This is a genomic window from Mycobacterium gordonae (genome assembly GCF_002101675.1).
Classification (GTDB): Bacteria; Actinomycetota; Actinomycetes; order Mycobacteriales; family Mycobacteriaceae; genus Mycobacterium; species Mycobacterium gordonae.
This window is the reverse complement of the sequence record NZ_LQOY01000069.1, coordinates 1-15222: the sequence shown is the minus strand read 5'-3', so window position 1 is coordinate 15222 and position 15222 is coordinate 1. Positions and strand designations below refer to the sequence as shown.

Sequence of the window (15222 nt, the reverse complement as noted above, 5' to 3'; positions counted from 1 at the left end):
ACGCGCAACCGTAGGTCAGCATGCGAAAAACCTGCTGAAATGGACGGGTAGCTGCATCCATGCGACTCGGGACGTCCTCATGTACAACTACCCGCCTCCGGGATACCCGCCTCCGCCGTACGGATACTCGGCGCCGACTCCACGAAAGCCGCTGTGGCCGTGGGTGCTCGGCGGCGCTGCCCTACTTGTCGTCCTGATGCTCGGGGTCGTCGTCGTAGTAGTGGTGATGAAGTCGTCGACCGGGGAGAAGCGCCGGGCGGTCACCATGACATATCAGGTCGAGGGCACGGCCAGAACGGCGCGCGTGTCGTATAAGGGGCCCACCGACAGCGACGAAAACCAGGACGTTTCGCTGCCCTGGTCCGCAGACGTGGTCGTCGGGGGAACCGTCGTGATGGCGGGGGTGACGGTGACGACTCTTGAACCGGGGGCCACCGTTGAGTGTCGGGTACTGGCCAACGGTAGGCAGGTGGCGCACAATGGCCCGTCGCCGATGATCGTCAGCTGTCTAGGTGAGACAGGGAATCCGTGGCCGACGCCGACCAGGAGCAGGTACCGCAACTGATCCGGTGCGCATGACGCCGGCGGCCCAGCCATAGACTGACCCCTTGTGGGCATGCTTTTCGGCTTTGCGCCGTGGATCGTCTATTGGGTCCTGGTCGGTAACGTTCCATTCGCCACGGCCGTGTCGGTCGCGCTGCTGATGGCCGTTGCGGTGTTCGCGGTGGGGCGGACCACCGGAAAGGCCGGGCACGCACTCGAAATTGGTGCTGTCGCAACGTTTATGGTGTTGGCCGTGCTGACCTTTGCGCTCAGCGACGAGTTCATGGCGCGCTGGATTCAGCCGCTGAGCAACCTGGGGATATTCCTGGTGGCGCTGGTCGGCGTGCTGGTCGGCAGACCGTTCGTGCGCGACTTCGCCGCCGCCGAGCAACCCCCCGACGTCGTCAAGACCGAATTGTTCGGGCGGGTCACCACGATGTTGACCTGGATCTGGGTCGCCGCCTTTGCCGGGATGACCATCTCGTCGGCCATCCCGGCGATCGTGGAGCGTAACGCCACCATCCTGGACACCAAGACCCCGCTGTCGTTCATTTGCTACTGGGTCATCCCGTTCTCGCTGCTCGGCGCGGCGGCCCTGGCGTCGCGTTTCCTGCCGGAGCGGATGCTGGCGGGCATCGACGACGTCGCGCGGGAGACCTCCTTCGTGGCCTACGACGAGGCCACCATTGACGAGCTGTACTACCTGGCTCAGGAACACGCCAACCGGGAAGTCGGACCGGGCAAGGAGGCCTACAACGTGAAGGTGGGTGGCATGGGCACCCCGCTGACCGGCGACGAGTCGCGAAAGTCGTGGCCGTCGACGTACCGGGTGAGAGACAAGAAGCATTAGCGGCGCTCGGCCGGTGTACACCGGCGTGTCAACTCGGCTTGCTAAGTAATGCGGATGGCATACATAACACGAACTGTCGCCTTGTTCGCCACGGTGCTGGTCACGGTCGCGGGCTGCGCATCCAGCGCCACGCCGTCATCGCCGACGGCCTCGGGCAAGGCCGAGTTCAGCGCATCGGCCGGCAAACCACTCACCATCACCCCGAACCGCATGTTGGCCGCCACCGGCGGTCTCACGCCGGTGGCCTTCGGCAAGCCCGCACACGGCAAGATCGGCTACGGACCCCACGGGGCGGTGGTCTACACCCCCGATGCCGGCTTCAAGGGCAACGACGAGTTGCCCGTCACCGTCAGTCGTGCCGTCAAGCTCTATTCCGAGGACCAACTGCCCCTGGCCACCATCGGCGGCGTCGACATCCAGGCCAGTGCGCACGGATCGGGCATCGCCCCGGTGCCCGGCAGCAGCGACGAGATCTACGGGCTCACCGACCGCGGGCCCAATGTCGAAGGACGCACACCGAACGAAGTTGTTTTCCCGGTGCCCGAATACCACCCGCACATCGCCAAGCTCAAACTTGCCGGCGGCGTAGCGACGGTGGAACGGACCGTCATGTTGCAGGGGCCGGATGGTCATCCGCTGGAGGGCTTGCTCGACCCGCGCGCGAGTATCGGTGAGTCGACAATCGACCTCAACGGCGCGCCACTGCCGCCGGCGGATTACGGCGTGGACCCGGAGGGACTCGTCGCGACGCTGGACGGCAACTTCTGGGTGTCCGACGAGTACGGCCCCTACATCATCCATTTCGACGCCAACGGCAAAGAGCTGGAACGTCTTTCGCCCTACGACGACACCCTGCCCCGGGAACTTTCGCTGCGCACCCCGAACCGCGGCTTGGAGGGGGTGACGATCACGCCGGACGGCAACACGCTGATCGCCGTCATGCAGTCGGCGCTGCAGACACCGGGATTGCCGGGCCCGGCCAAGTCGGTCCCTATCACCCGCATCGTGACCATCAACCTGGTCAACCGCAGCATCATGCATGAGTACGTGTATCCGCTGGCCAACCCGCAGGAGTCGAAGGTCGGCATATCGGAGATCACGGCGCTCAGCGCCACCACCTTCCTGGTCGACGAGCGCAACAGCAAGAATCCGCCGGACGGCAACGCGAAGATCTACCTGGCCGACATCGCCGCGGCCACCGACGTCGGGCCGAACTCGACGGTGCCCGGCGCCAGCTATGACGCCGCGGCCGGCGGCCTGCTGGTCAACAAGATGCCGATCGAGAATCTGGTGGGCGTCAGTACCGACGCCGAGGCGTTGGCCAAACTCAAGGCTGCTGGAATCACCGCAGCCACCAAGACTTTGCAACTGGATGTGTCGGCGCTGCTGCGCACGCTGTCACCCAAGGGGGACTTTTTCGGGCACGACAAGATCGAGGGCCTCGCCACCCGCGACGGCGGGAAGACGCTGATGCTGGCCAACGACAGCGACTTCGGTCTGAGCGGGCTGTCGTCGGACACCCCTCCGTTTCGGCTCAAGCCGAAGATGCTGCCGAACGGGACTCAGGACAGCGGTGAGATCCTGGTGGTCGACACCGATCAACTGCCCGCCAAGACCGAGAAGGTGACCGTCGCCATCAAAGTCGGCTGAGCGCACCTAGTCGATCGGCCGCAGCAGGAAAATCCTGATCTCACGGGGCGCGCAATTGGTGCGATAGGCCTCGAAGCCCGCGTAGTAGTCGACCGCGTTCGCCCAGGCCGCGTCCCGAGCTGCACCGGTGAGCAGCTCGGCCCGGTATTGCCTTGGGGGACCGACGAATTCGACGGTGCACTCCGGGTGTGCCAGCAGATTCGCGCTCCAGGCGGGGTGGGTGGGCCGCCCGTAATTGGATCCGATCGCCAGCAGACCACCGGAGTTTTCGAACAGCGCCAACGGGTGGGTGCGCGGCTGTCCGGACTTGGCCCCGGTACTGGTCACCAGCCCGACCTTGTCGATCCCGGCCGAACTCAACCGGCCCTTGGTGCGGGGAATCACCGCCTTGTCGAGCCGCGGAGCCACGTGCAACATGAACTGGTAACCCAGCCCGCTCATGGCGAAGCGCTCGAACAGTGCCTCGCCGAGCCGCAAGCGCCGCCCGCGCATCGGGCTTTCCCGCCGAAGTGCCACGGCTTCAGAGCGTACTCGCGGGAGTGGCAAGCTGACACCGTGAACGCTTACAGTCCAGATGCAATCCAGGCAGAAACGGTCACCATCACCGGTCACGACGGCGACCAGATCGAGGCCTACCGGGCAATGCCGCTCGCCGAGGGACCGCGCGGCGCGGTGGTGTGGATTCACCACATGCCCGGATACGACCGCGAGACAAAGGAATTCGTGCGGCGCCTGGCGGTCTGCGGTTATCACACGCTGGCACCGAACCTGTATTCCCGCGAAGCCCCGGGCGCGGCGCCCGACGACGCCGCCGCGGCGGCCCGCGCGGCCGGCGGGGTGCCCGACGAGCGGTTGGTGGGCGACGTCGCCGGGGCCGTCGAGCAGCTGCGGTTGCTGCCCGGGGCCAACGGAAGATTCGGCGTCATCGGGCACTGCTCGGGTGGCCGGCACGCCTACCTTGCGGCCTGCTCGTTGCCGTTCGACGCGGTCGTGAACTGCTACGGCGCGTTCATCGTCGAGGACGCTCCAGAAGGAATGCCCAAGACGATGCGGCCCATCCTCGGTCTGGCGGCGAACCTCAGCTGCCCGATGCTGGGCCTGTTCGGCGCCGAGGACCGGTTCCCCGCGCCGGACGGAGTGGCCACGCTGGACGCCGAGCTCACCCGGCTGGGAAAGCCGCACGAGTTCCACTCCTATCCCGGTGCGGGACACAGTTTCTTCTCGGTGGACCGCCCGGCCTACCGCCCCGAGGCGGCGGTGGACGGCTGGCGCCGCATCGACGCGTTCTTCGCCACTCACTTGAAAGGCTAGTTATGTGCACGTATCTCACCGAACACGTTCGGATCGACGGCAGCGCCAAGGGCGCGACGGGATGGTTCGGTGCGAGCCGCGCGACCGTCTACGTCGACCACCCTGTGCATGCGCCCTACGGACACACCGTCAACATCGACGTCATCAATCCGGACCTGGGGCCGTCGGCTCGGGTCGCGCTGGAACTCACCGAGGAGAGCGCACTGGCCCTGGCCGACGCGATACGTGCGGCCATCGCGCATGCGCCGGCGGGCCTGGCGTCCCAGGACCAGTCATGAGCGCCGATCACGGTTTCCCCCAAATGGCCGCGGCGCGAGGGCGAATCGAGCCCGCACCGCGCCGGGTACGCGGCTACCTCGGTTCCGAGCTGGTGTTCGACACCACCGCGGCCCGCTACGTGTGGGAATTCCCCTATTACCCGGCGTATTACATCCCCCTGGCCGACGTGCGCGCCGAGTTCCTCAGCGACGAGAACCATTCGCAGCGGGTCCAGCTCGGCCCGTCGCGGCTGTACTCGCTGGTCGGTGCCGGCCAGACCCACCCGTCCGCGGCGCGGGTGTTCGACGCCGAAAGTGACAGCCCGGTGGCAGGTTTGGTGCGATTCGACTGGGACCCGTTGCGCTGGCTGGAAGAGGACGAACAGATCTACGGTCACCCGCGCAATCCCTACTCTCGGGTCGACGCCCTGCGCTCGCACCGGCACGTCCGCGTCGAGTTGGACGGCGTCCTGCTCGCCGACACCCGTTCGCCGGTTCTGCTCTTCGAAACCGGTTTACCCACAAGGTATTACATCGACCCCGCGGATGTCGCATTCGAGCATCTGGAACCCACGTCCACTCAGTCACTGTGCCCCTACAAAGGGGTGACGTCCGGTTACTGGTCGGTGCGGGTGGGCGAGACGCTGCATCCGGATCTGGCCTGGACCTATCACTACCCGCTGCCTGCCGTGGCCCCGATCGCCGGGTTGGTGGCGTTCTACAACGAGAAGCTCGACATCGTCGTTGACGGCGCGGCCCTGTCCCGGCCGCGTACACAGTTCAGCTGAGGCCTTGCGAAAAGGAGGATGTTCTGGCGCTACCTCAAGGCCCAGATCTGGCTGTTGTTGTGCGGCGGGGTGGTCAGGCCGGTCCAACATCACCTCGCGCAAGCTCGTGGTCCTGGTCGACCCCAGCACCGGAGAGCATCAAATCGACTGGGAGTGGAGCAGTCTGGCCAACGGGCTGGCGCCGGCACACTTCTCGTTGCCCGGTGACGAAACCACCTACGACTTGTCGGGGCAGGCCGAGCCGCTGATGGAGATCTTCCGGATTCTGCGAGCCCACGGCGTCCCCCTCGGCCAGAGGCTCGACGCGAGGTCCAATGCGGCGGCGAGCCAACAGCTTCAGGCCGTGGTGCGTCGCGCCGTCGCCTCACCGACGGCCGAGTAGGCCCAGCCTTCGGTGACGCAGCGGCTCGCGGAGCTCGATGAGCTGCGGGCCGCCGGCACGGTCACCACGGCAGAGTACGACGCGCCGCGCCGGCAGATCCTGTCGGAGATATAACCGATCGGTGGCGTGCGTTCTACTGATTGCGCCCGGGCCAGGCGCGCTCACGTAGCAGTCGCAGGCCGTTGAGGCCGACGAGGACCGTCGACCCCTCGTGCCCTGCCACTCCCAAAGGTAGGGGAAGGTGACCCAACAGGTCCCAGCCGACCAGGACCGCGATGAAGGTGGCCGCGATGACCAGGTTGGCGGCGACCACGCGGCGGGCCCGGCGGGCCAGCGCGACGATGGCCGGCAGTGCGGCCAGGTCGTCGCGGGTGATCACCACGTCCGACGTCTCCAGGGCAAGGTCGGATCCGCAACGGCCCATGGCGACCGCCACGTGGGCGGCGGCCATCGCCGGCGCGTCGTTGACACCGTCACCGACGAACAGGACCCTGGCCCCGTCCGCCTCCAGGCCGCGCACGACGCCGACTTTTTCCTCGGGCAGCAGGCCGGCCCGGACATCGCTGATCCCCACCTCGCCCGCGAGCCGGCCGGCGGCCCGTGGGTTGTCTCCCGTCACCATCAACGGTGTTGTCCCCGTGAGGGATTCGAGGTTGCTGACGGCGCCGGGGGCCTCGTCGCGCCGGTGATCGGTCAGGCCCAGCACCCCGGCGCGCGTACCGTCGACGAGCACGATCACCGCGGTGTGGCCAGACTGCTCGAATTCGCCGACCGTCCCGTCGCCGGGCTCGCCGAGCAACGCCGGGCTACCCACCTCGACCGTCTGGTCCCCGACACGTGCGCGGACGCCCCGGCCGGGCGTGGACGAGAACTCGGCGGCCGGCGCTACGGCTACGCCCGCCCGCCGGGCGGCGGCGACGATCGCACGCCCCAACGGGTGTTCGGAGGGGTTCTCCGCCGAAGCGGCCAGCGACAGCAGCGCCGTCTCGGTGAAACCGGCGTCGGAATGGATCCGGGTGAGCCGCGGTGTGCCGGCGGTCAGGGTGCCGGTCTTGTCGAACGCGACGTGGGTGACGCCCGCGAGTTTCTCCAGGACCACAGCGGACTTGACCAGCACCCCGTGCCGCCCGGCGTTGGCGATCGACGCCAGCAGCGGCGGCATGGTGGACAGCACCAGCGCGCAGGGCGAGGCCACGATCATGAACGTCATCGCACGCAGCAGGGCCGATCGCAGATCGCCGCCCGCCAGCACCGGAATGACCAGCAGCGCAACGGTCGCGGTCACCATCAGCACCGAGTAGCGCTGCTCGACTTTTTCGATGAACAGCTGAGTGCGGGCCTTGCTGGCGCTGGCCTCGGTGACCATCGCGGCGATGCGGCTGATGACGGTGTCGGCGCTGGGGCGGAGCACTTGGATTCGCAGCGTGCCCGTGCCGTTGACGGTGCCGGCGAAAACCTCGTCCCCGGGCGCCTTGTCGGCCGGCAGGGGTTCCCCGGTGATGGTGGCCTGATCGACCTCGCTGGCGCCCTCCAGCACCACGCCGTCACCGCCGATGCGCTCGCCCGGGCGGATGAGCAACACATCACCGACGGCCAACAGCGCGGTGTCCACCACTTCTTCGACGTCGTAGTCGCGCAGCCGGACGGTGGTTTCGGGGGCCAGGCCGAGCAGTCCGCGTACCGAGTCTTCGGTGCGCCGGGTCGCCACGGCCTCCAGCGCCCCCGAGGTGGCGAAGATGACAATCAGCAGGGCCCCGTCGAATACCTGACCGATCGCGGCGGCGCCGATGGCCGCGAGGACCATCAGCAGGTCGACGTCCAGCATTCGGTTCCGCAGTGCCTGTAGGCCGGCCAGGCCCGGTTGCCACCCGCCGGCTGCGTAGCAGGCCAAGTACAGGCCCCAGTACAGGAAATCGGGAACGCCGGCGAGCTGGCCGATCAGTCCCAACGCGAAAAATGCGCTCGCCACCAGAGCCCACCGAACTTCGGGGAGCTCCGAATAGGCCGCCGGGACCCTGCGGGCCGAGGTGCCGGCGGTATCGCGAACAACGGCTGCGGACACGCCCCACACTATAGCTGCGTACATGTGAATATATGCAACTGCGCTTGCAGCTGGATGCATGATTGCACAGGTCAGCGGTATGCTCGTGGTCGTGCACACGTCGATTGCCGGCTTCTCCATGCCCTCCGAGGAGCAGGTGTCGCGTGCCGCGGAGACCTTCCGCATGCTCAGTGACCCCACCCGGGTGAAGGTGCTGTGGGCGCTGCTCCAAGGTGAGACGTCGGTGGCCTGCCTGGCCGAGTTGGCGCAGGTGGCCCCCACGGTCGTCAGCCAGCACCTGGCGAAATTGCGCCTTGCCGGGTTGGTGAAGACTCGCCGCGAAGGAACCTTCGTCTATTACTCGCCGGCCGATCAGGACATTCTGCGTGTGCTCAGGCAGGCCCTCGGCGACACGCACGCCACCCACTCAAGCGGATAGCGTGTGGCCGAATTGGCGTCGACACGCTGAGGCGGCCGGTGTGATATTTGCCTCGTCGCGGCGCCAAAAATAAGAAATTCTTATTTGAGCGATACGCTGACTATGGCAGAATCGGTTAACCGTAGCCGCATAACTGCAGTTCAAACGCGGGATATGGTTTGCCGTGGGGTATATGGGGAGCCAATTGAGTTGGCGATCCTGAGCGTATACTGAGGCGTTCGCGTGATGTGGGTAACACCCGCGAAATTGAATTCCTATTAACCGGAATTCGGTCGCTAGAATGGCCGTTAATCATGTTGAAGCAGCCCTTTTGGTGCTGTTATGCGCTTTATCGGATGCCAGCGTCGCACATAGGCGCGCGCTGCCTGGCATCACATCCGGAGAGTTGACGACCAGAGCAAAGGCGGTGCCCAGCGTGAGCTTCGAAAGCAAGACGAACGGCCGGGATTCGGCGGCCCTCGAGTTCGGTGAATTCGGTGCGAGCCCAGTGGCCATCCAGATCCCGGTGCGCAAGGGGCCCATCAGCGACATCGCCGTCAGCCCGAACGGCAAGCGATTGCTGGTGAGCAACTACGGCAGCGACAGCGTCTCGGTGATCGACCTGCAAACCTGCCGGGTGGTGGACGCCATCGGCGGCCTCGACGAACCGTTCGCGATCGCCCTGGATGACGCCGAACATGCTTTCGTGAGCACCGTCGCCCCGGCGTCCGACGCGATCGAGGTCATCGACCTGGCCACCAACACCGTCGTTGCCTCGCATCGGGTCGCGCTCAGCGTCAGCGACCTGGCCGTGAGCGCGGACGGCAAGCACGTCTATGTCAGCCGCAACGGTGCGCGGGCGGCCGATGTGGCGGCACTGGAGATCGCCACCGGGCGGGTGCAGGTCGTCGACATCGCGGCCAGCGCCGGCACCACCACGGAAACCCTGCGGGTCAGTCCCGATGGGGGCCGGTTGTACGTCGGCGTCAACGGACCCGACGGGGGCCAGGTCGTCGTTATCGACACCGGCCTGACTTCAGAAGAGCCCGCTGGACGCGCCCGTTGGCGGCGCAAGGGCGCCAAGAACACCAAGACCGCCAAGTCGGCACGGCCGCACACCACCCCGTCGGTGATCGGCACCATCGAGATCGGCCTGGCCGTCCGCGATGTGGCCGTGAGCCCCGATGGCGGTCTGGTGTACGTGGCCAGCAGCGGTCCCGAGGCTGCCGTGATCGATGTCGTCGACACGCGCACCAACAAGATCACCGGAACCCGCAAGATCGCGGAGGTCACCGGCCTGGTCACCCGCCTCACCCTCAGCGGTGACGGCGACCGCGCATACCTGGTCAGCAACGACAGCGTCACCATGCTGTGCACGCTGACCCAGGATGTGGTCGACACGATCGCTGTGGCGGGTCAGCCGTCCTGCGTGGTCGAAAGCGGCGACGGCGAATACCTGTACATCGCCGACTATTCCGGTGCCGTCACCGTGCTACCGGTCGCGGTGAACGCCGAGACGCGTATCGAGCAGGCGGCACTGGAAAGCAGGCGCTCTGTTGACCTGCTCGTGCCCGACTTGCTGCAGTACGACGCGGCGCTGGTCTGACTGGCCCGGCGTTCGTTATCCCGCGGCGCGGCGATAGCATTCGGCCACGGGAAACGACAGGCTCTGCTGCGCCGAAACGCGTGAGGCGGTACATCGATGTACAGCACGATGCAGGAATTTCCGCTGACGATCAGCGCGATCATGCGGCACGGCTGCGGCGTGCACGGATTGCGCGAGGTCATCACCGCCACCGGTGACGGCTACCGCAGCATCACGTATCGCGAATTGGGTGAACAGGCTGCGCAACTCGCCAACGCGCTGCGCCGGCTCGGTGTCACCGGCGATCAGCGGGTCGCCACCTTCATGTGGAACAACGCCGAACATCTGGCGACCTACCTGGCGGTCCCGTCGATGGGCGCGGTGCTGCACACCCTCAACATCCGGCTGTTCCCGCACCAGATCGCCTACGTGGCCAATGAAGCCGAGGATCAGGTGGTGTTGGTCGACGTCTCGCTGGCCAAACTGCTCGGCCCGGTACTGCCCGAACTCGAGACCGTCCACACCGTGGTCGCGGTCGGCGATGGCGACATCGCGCCGCTGGGCGAGGCCGGCAAGACGGTGGTGCGCTACCACGAGCTGATCGAAGGCGAGCCGGCTGAATTCGACTGGCCGGCCATCGAGGAGAGCTCCGCGGCCGCCATGTGCTACACCAGCGGCACCACTGGAAACCCGAAAGGTGTTGTCTACAGCCATCGTTCGAGCTTCCTGCACTCCATGGCGGCCTGCACCGTCAACGGTATCGGGGTCGGCTCCAGCGATCGGGTGCTGCCGATCGTGCCGATGTTCCACGCCAACGCCTGGGGGCTGCCGTACGCCGCTTTGATGGCCGGTGCGGATCTGGTGCTGCCCGACCGTCACCTGGACGCCCGGTCGCTGGTCGACATGGTGGAGAAGCTGCGTCCGACGCGGGCCGGCGCGGTGCCGACCATCTGGAACGACGTCATGCACTTCCTGGAAAAGAACCCGGGTCACGACATGTCGTCGCTGAAAATGGTGGCGTGCGGGGGCTCGGCGGTGCCGGAATCACTGATGCGCACCTTCGAGGACAAACACGGCGTCCAGATCCGGCAGCTGTGGGGGATGACGGAGACCTCACCCCTGGCCACCATGGCCTGGCCGCCGCCAGGCACACCGGACGAGGACCACTGGGCATTCCGGGTGACGCAGGGCCAGCCGGTATGCGGTGTGGAGACCCGCATCGTCGACGACGACGGCAAGGTGTTGCCCAACGACGGTAAAGCCGTGGGCGAGGTGGAGGTCCGCGGTCCGTGGATCACCGGCGCGTACTACAAGGGCCACGACGAATCCAAGTTCGACTCTGGGTGGCTGCGCACCGGCGACGTGGGCCGCATCGACCGACAGGGTTTCATCACGCTGACCGACCGTGCCAAGGACGTGATCAAGTCAGGTGGGGAATGGATTTCGTCGGTGGAGCTGGAGAACTGCCTGATCGGCCATCCCGACGTGGTCGAGGCCGCCGTTGTCGGGGTGCCCGACGAGCGCTGGGACGAACGGCCGCTGGCCGTCGTCGTCGCCCGGGAGGGTGCTGACGTCGAGCCGTCCGAGCTGCGAAAGTTTCTCAGCGACAAGGTGGTTCGATGGTGGCTGCCCGAGCGGTGGGCGTTTGCCGACGAGGTTCCCCGCACCAGCGTCGGTAAGTACGACAAGAAGACCATCCGGTCCCGCTACAACGACGGGGACTACGACGTCGTCGAGGCGCACGACTAGGCGCGAGCAGACGCTAAAACCCCCGTTTGCGGGCCGAAAAAGGGGCCTTAGCGTCTGCTCGCCAGGGAAAGGGGACCACCATGAGTCTGCGGGTGGTGCAGTGGGCAACCGGATCGGTCGGGGTGGCCGCCATCAAAGGGGTGCTCGAGCATCCCGAACTCGAACTCGCCGGCTGCTGGGTCCATTCGGAGGCCAAGAGCGGTAAGGACGTCGGCGAGATCATCGGCGGCCCGGCGCTGGGGGTGACCGCCACCAACAACATCGACGACATCCTTCGGCTCGACGCCGATGCGGTGATCTACGCGCCGTTGCTGCCCAGCGTCGACGAAGTCGCGGCGCTGCTGCGCTCCGGCAAGAACGTCGTCACCCCGCTGGGCTGGTTCTACCCGACCGAAAAGGAGGGCGCGCCACTGGAAGTCGCCGCGCAGGCCGGCAACACGACGCTGCACGGCGCCGGCATCGGGCCCGGAGCGGCCACCGAGATGTTCCCGCTGTTGCTCTCGGTGATGTCTACCGGCGTGACTTTCGTTCGCGCCGAGGAGTTTTCCGATCTGCGCAGCTACGGGGCGCCGGACGTGCTGCGCTACGTGATGGGATTCGGCGGCAGCCCGGACAGCGCGCTGACCGGGCCGATGCAGAAGCTGCTCAACGGTGGCTTCTTCCAGTCGGTGCGGTTGTGCGTCGATAAGCTGGGCTTCGCCGCCGACCCCGAGATCCGTCCGTCGCAGGAGGTGGCCGTCGCGACTGCGCCGATCGACTCGCCCATCGGGGTGATCGAGCCCGGGCAGGTCGCCGGACGCCGCTTCCACTGGGAGGCGCTCGTGGATGAGAACCCGGTCGTCCAGCTCACCGTGAACTGGTTGATGGGTGAGGAAAACTTGGATCCTGCATGGTCTTTCGGGCCGGCGGGGGAGCGTTACGAGATCGAGGTGCGGGGTCACCCCGACACCTTTGTCACCATCAAAGGCTGGCAGCCTGAAAGCGTGCAAGCCGGGCTGGTGAGCAACCCCGGTATCGTCGCGACGGCGGCGCACTGTGTCAACGCGGTGCCGGCCACCTGCGCCGCCCCGGCGGGCATCCAGAGTTTCTTCGATCTGCCGCTCATCACCGGCCGGGCCGCACCCAAACTGTCACGCGAAGGTAAAGGGGTCTGATGTCAAACTCGGTGGTAGTTCAGCAGTCGCGCGCGATACCGATCTCGGTCCAGGACGCTTTCGCCGGGACGATGGCGATATCGCTGCCGGTCATCTGCTCGCAGTGGTACGGAATCATCCCGCCAATCAAGGAGGTGCGCGACCAGGTGGGCGACTGGGACGCCGCCGGTCAGACGCGGACCATCCTGATGGTCGGCGGGGGCCGGGTGCGCGAGCGGCTGACCAGTGTCGACCCGCCGCGGTCGTTCGGCTACACGCTCTCTGACATCAGTGGACCGCTGGCCGCGCTGGTGCGTTCGGTGGACGGTGTGTGGTCGTTTGCGCCGGCCGGCACCGGTACCCGGGTGAGCTGGCAGTGGACGCTGCATCCGAAGTCGTCGGCCTCGGCGCCCTTGCTGCCGGTGTTCGCCAGGATGTGGAAGGGCTACGCGCGGGTGGTGCTCGAGAAGCTGTCCGCGCAGCTGGTGACCGACTGAGATTGCCATGTGTCGACTCTTCGGCTTGCATGCCGGGACGGAAGTCGTGACCGCGACGTTCTGGTTGCTGGAAGCCCCCGACAGCCTTGCCCGGCAGAGCCGCAAGAACCCCGACGGCACCGGCTTGGGAGTGTTCGACGAACGAGGCCGGCCGCAGCTGCACAAGGAGCCGATAGCCGCCTGGCAGGATGCGACGTTCGCCACCGAGGCGCACCAGCTCGACGGCACGACCTTCATCGCCCATGTCCGTTATGCGACGACGGGGTCGCTCGACGTGCGAAACACCCACCCGTTCCTGCAGGACGGCCGAATCTTCGCGCACAACGGGATGATTGAGGGTCTGGACGTGGTCGAAGACCGGCTTCGTGAACTCGGCACTCTCGAATTGGTGCAGGGCCAGACCGATTCCGAGCGGGTGTTCGCGTTGATCACCGCCGCGGTCCGCGCCCACGACGGCGATGTGTCGGCCGGTGTCGTCGAAGCCGTCACGTGGCTCGCCGACAATGTGCCCGTCTACGCCGTCAACATCCTGCTGTGCATGGGTACGCAGATGTGGGCACTGCGGTACCCGGACACCCATCAGTTGTTCATGTTGGACCGTATTGTCGACGGGGTACCAGATTTCGACATGAGCACCAGCAGGATTCACGCGCAGAGCCAGACGCTGACCGAAAGATCCTCGGTGGTGTTCGCGACCGAGCCGATGGACGACGACCCCCGGTGGTGCTTACTCGACCCCGGTGAGTTGGTCTACGTCGACGCGGCTCTTGATATCAGCCGCAGCGTGGTGCTGCCCGACCCGCCGCGGCAGCTGGTGCGCCGGGATGATTTGAGCCAGCCGGTCTTCAACGCGCAACATGCCCTGCCCGGAACCCGGCACCCGGCATGACGTTGCGACGAGCGTTGGTGCTGGCCGGCGGTGGCGTGGCCGGAATCGCCTGGGAGACAGGAATTCTGCGCGGCATCGCCGATGAGTCTGCGGCGGCCGCCCGGGTGCTGGTGGAATCGGACGTCCTGGTCGGCACATCGGCCGGCTCCACGGTCGCGGCCCAGATCAGCAGCGGCTGCTCGCTGGCGGAGCTCTTCGATCGGCAGGTCGCCGAGACGTCGGCCGAGATGGACCCGGGTGTCGACATCGACGCGATCACCGAGTTGTTCCTGGACGCGCTGCGCGAACCGCGCAGTCCCGGATCGGACAGGACCAGGGTGCGTCTGCAGCGCATCGGGGCGGTGGCGCTGGCGACCGACACCGTTCCGGAAAGCGTCAGGCGGGCGGTGATCGCCGCACGCCTGCCGTCTGACGAGTGGCCGGACCGTACCGTGCGAATCGTCGCAATCGACACGCAGACAGGCGAATTGGTGGTCTTTGACCGCAATTCCGGGGTCGGGCTGGTCGATGCGGTGGCTGCCAGTTGCGCCGTACCCGGGGCGTGGCCGCCGGTGACGATCGGCGGGCGGCGTTACATGGACGGCGGCGTGAACAGTGCGGTCAACGTCGGCGTCGCCGACGACTGTGGCATGGCCGTGGTCCTAGTGCCCGCGGGCGCCGATACTCCGTCGCCGTTCGGCCCCGGGCCCGCCGGTGAGATCGCGACATTCGCCGGTGAAACCTTCAGCGTCTTCGCCGACGAGCAATCACTCGCGGCGTTCGGCGCCAATCCGCTGGATCCGCGCTGCCGGATCGGTTCGGCGCAGGCGGGCCGCGCGCAGGGCCGTCGGGAAGCCGAAGCCGTCGCGCGCTTCCTCGGCGTCTGATCAGCTGCCCAGTGCGCCGACTCAGGCGTCGGTGCCGATCCGCCATTTGCTGATCGCCCCTACCAACGGCCGTGGCGGCGTTTAGCCGCTGCTGCCGGCTTGGCCCGCGATGCCGTCGGCACCGTCACCTCCGGCCGTGCCGTCAGTGCCGGCGACACCGGCGGTGCCGGTACCAGCCTGGCCGCCGGTGCCGGCGGCGCCGGCCGCCCCTCCAGCGCCAGCCGCGCCACCTGCGCCACCCGCACCCAGAGCGCCGCCGGCAC

The 15222-nt window shown here is 66.9% G+C and carries 17 protein-coding genes; 14 read left to right on the top strand and 3 right to left on the bottom strand.

The genetic code is table 11. The features are described from left to right. The first annotated feature begins 79 nt into the window (after positions 1-79). The 3 genes from AWC08_RS10755 to AWC08_RS10745 are packed head-to-tail and all read left to right on the top strand — an operon-like array spanning position 80 to position 3043. Complete coding sequence (locus AWC08_RS10755) at positions 80-565, top strand: hypothetical protein (protein WP_142283511.1); 486 nt, start codon at positions 80-82, stop codon at positions 563-565. Positions 566-610: 45 nt separating this feature from the next. Further along, positions 611-1393, top strand: a complete 783-nt coding sequence (locus AWC08_RS10750; protein WP_065136390.1) for a hypothetical protein — start codon at positions 611-613, stop codon at positions 1391-1393. Between the two features lie 54 nt (positions 1394-1447). After that, positions 1448-3043, top strand: a complete 1596-nt coding sequence (locus AWC08_RS10745) for an esterase-like activity of phytase family protein (protein WP_232008043.1) — start codon at positions 1448-1450, stop codon at positions 3041-3043. 6 nt (positions 3044-3049) lie between these two features. On the opposite strand, the gene AWC08_RS10740 is transcribed toward AWC08_RS10745, so the two are convergent. Next, positions 3050-3559, bottom strand: a complete 510-nt coding sequence (locus AWC08_RS10740; RefSeq protein ID WP_232008042.1) for a nitroreductase family deazaflavin-dependent oxidoreductase — start codon at positions 3557-3559, stop codon at positions 3050-3052. A gap of 39 nt (positions 3560-3598) precedes the next feature. Here AWC08_RS10740 and AWC08_RS10735 point away from each other — a divergent pair, with 39 nt between their 5' ends. From AWC08_RS10735 to AWC08_RS10720, 4 genes are all read left to right on the top strand, one after another. Next, positions 3599-4354 carry a dienelactone hydrolase family protein gene (locus AWC08_RS10735; protein ID WP_069434680.1) on the top strand — a complete coding sequence of 252 codons (756 nt, stop codon included), beginning with the start codon at positions 3599-3601 and terminating at the stop codon, positions 4352-4354. A gap of 2 nt (positions 4355-4356) precedes the next feature. Next, positions 4357-4632, top strand: coding sequence for a DUF6295 family protein (locus AWC08_RS10730; protein ID WP_065136393.1), 276 nt, complete (start codon positions 4357-4359; stop codon positions 4630-4632). After that, positions 4629-5399, top strand: a complete 771-nt coding sequence (locus AWC08_RS10725) for a DUF427 domain-containing protein (protein WP_065136394.1) — start codon at positions 4629-4631, stop codon at positions 5397-5399. Before AWC08_RS10730 ends, AWC08_RS10725 begins: the two co-directional genes overlap by 4 nt. A 106-nt stretch (positions 5400-5505) precedes the next feature. After that, a complete protein-coding gene (locus AWC08_RS10720; protein ID WP_065136395.1) occupies positions 5506-5781 on the top strand; it encodes a hypothetical protein in 276 nt (91 codons plus the stop codon). Positions 5782-5914: 133 nt separating this feature from the next. On the opposite strand, the gene AWC08_RS10715 is transcribed toward AWC08_RS10720, so the two are convergent. Next, a complete protein-coding gene (locus AWC08_RS10715) occupies positions 5915-7867 on the bottom strand; it encodes a heavy metal translocating P-type ATPase (RefSeq protein ID WP_065136396.1) in 1953 nt (650 codons plus the stop codon). Between the two features lie 67 nt (positions 7868-7934). On the opposite strand from AWC08_RS10715, the gene AWC08_RS10710 reads away from it, so the two are divergent. The 7 genes from AWC08_RS10710 to AWC08_RS10680 all read left to right on the top strand — a co-directional run bounded on the left by AWC08_RS10710 (position 7935) and on the right by AWC08_RS10680 (position 14959). Then, positions 7935-8261 carry an ArsR/SmtB family transcription factor gene (locus AWC08_RS10710; RefSeq protein WP_065136409.1) on the top strand — a complete coding sequence of 109 codons (327 nt, stop codon included), beginning with the start codon at positions 7935-7937 and terminating at the stop codon, positions 8259-8261. 415 nt (positions 8262-8676) lie between these two features. Then, positions 8677-9846, top strand: coding sequence for a YncE family protein (locus AWC08_RS10705; protein WP_232008116.1), 1170 nt, complete (start codon positions 8677-8679; stop codon positions 9844-9846). A 96-nt stretch (positions 9847-9942) separates the two neighbouring features. Beyond that, positions 9943-11574 carry a fatty acid--CoA ligase gene (locus AWC08_RS10700; RefSeq protein ID WP_069435219.1) on the top strand — a complete coding sequence of 544 codons (1632 nt, stop codon included), beginning with the start codon at positions 9943-9945 and terminating at the stop codon, positions 11572-11574. Positions 11575-11654: 80 nt separating this feature from the next. Then, positions 11655-12728: an NAD(P)H-dependent amine dehydrogenase family protein gene (locus AWC08_RS10695; protein WP_065133474.1), complete on the top strand. Its 1074-nt coding sequence runs from the start codon at positions 11655-11657 to the stop codon at positions 12726-12728. Next, entirely contained in the window at positions 12728-13204 is a 477-nt protein-coding gene (locus AWC08_RS10690) for an SRPBCC family protein (RefSeq protein ID WP_065133475.1), read from the top strand. Before AWC08_RS10695 ends, AWC08_RS10690 begins: the two co-directional genes overlap by 1 nt. 7 nt (positions 13205-13211) lie before the next feature. After that, positions 13212-14093, top strand: coding sequence for a class II glutamine amidotransferase (locus AWC08_RS10685; protein ID WP_065133476.1), 882 nt, complete (start codon positions 13212-13214; stop codon positions 14091-14093). Then, entirely contained in the window at positions 14090-14959 is an 870-nt protein-coding gene (locus AWC08_RS10680) for a patatin-like phospholipase family protein (protein WP_065133477.1), read from the top strand. The genes AWC08_RS10685 and AWC08_RS10680 overlap by 4 nt, the downstream gene beginning before the upstream one ends. Positions 14960-15040: 81 nt before the next feature. On the opposite strand, the gene AWC08_RS10675 is transcribed toward AWC08_RS10680, so the two are convergent. Next, positions 15041-15222, bottom strand: a 182-nt coding sequence (locus tag AWC08_RS10675; protein ID WP_178132176.1) for a hypothetical protein, incomplete at its 5' end; no start/stop codon positions are given.

What these genes read in the sequence shown, in the direction of transcription:
- AWC08_RS10745 (WP_232008043.1), top strand. Translation starts at nt 1,448, where the DNA reads ATGGCATACATAACACGAACTGTCGCCTTGTTCGCCACGGTGCTGGTC.
- AWC08_RS10700 (WP_069435219.1), top strand. Translation starts at nt 9,943, where the DNA reads ATGTACAGCACGATGCAGGAATTTCCGCTGACGATCAGCGCGATCATG.
- AWC08_RS10725 (WP_065136394.1), top strand. Translation starts at nt 4,629, where the DNA reads ATGAGCGCCGATCACGGTTTCCCCCAAATGGCCGCGGCGCGAGGGCGA.
- AWC08_RS10755 (WP_142283511.1), top strand. Translation starts at nt 80, where the DNA reads ATGTACAACTACCCGCCTCCGGGATACCCGCCTCCGCCGTACGGATAC.
- AWC08_RS10695 (WP_065133474.1), top strand. Translation starts at nt 11,655, where the DNA reads ATGAGTCTGCGGGTGGTGCAGTGGGCAACCGGATCGGTCGGGGTGGCC.
- AWC08_RS10685 (WP_065133476.1), top strand. Translation starts at nt 13,212, where the DNA reads ATGTGTCGACTCTTCGGCTTGCATGCCGGGACGGAAGTCGTGACCGCG.
- AWC08_RS10715 (WP_065136396.1), bottom strand. Translation starts at nt 7,867, where the DNA reads ATGTACGCAGCTATAGTGTGGGGCGTGTCCGCAGCCGTTGTTCGCGAT.
- AWC08_RS10730 (WP_065136393.1), top strand. Translation starts at nt 4,357, where the DNA reads ATGTGCACGTATCTCACCGAACACGTTCGGATCGACGGCAGCGCCAAG.
- AWC08_RS10690 (WP_065133475.1), top strand. Translation starts at nt 12,728, where the DNA reads ATGTCAAACTCGGTGGTAGTTCAGCAGTCGCGCGCGATACCGATCTCG.
- AWC08_RS10680 (WP_065133477.1), top strand. Translation starts at nt 14,090, where the DNA reads ATGACGTTGCGACGAGCGTTGGTGCTGGCCGGCGGTGGCGTGGCCGGA.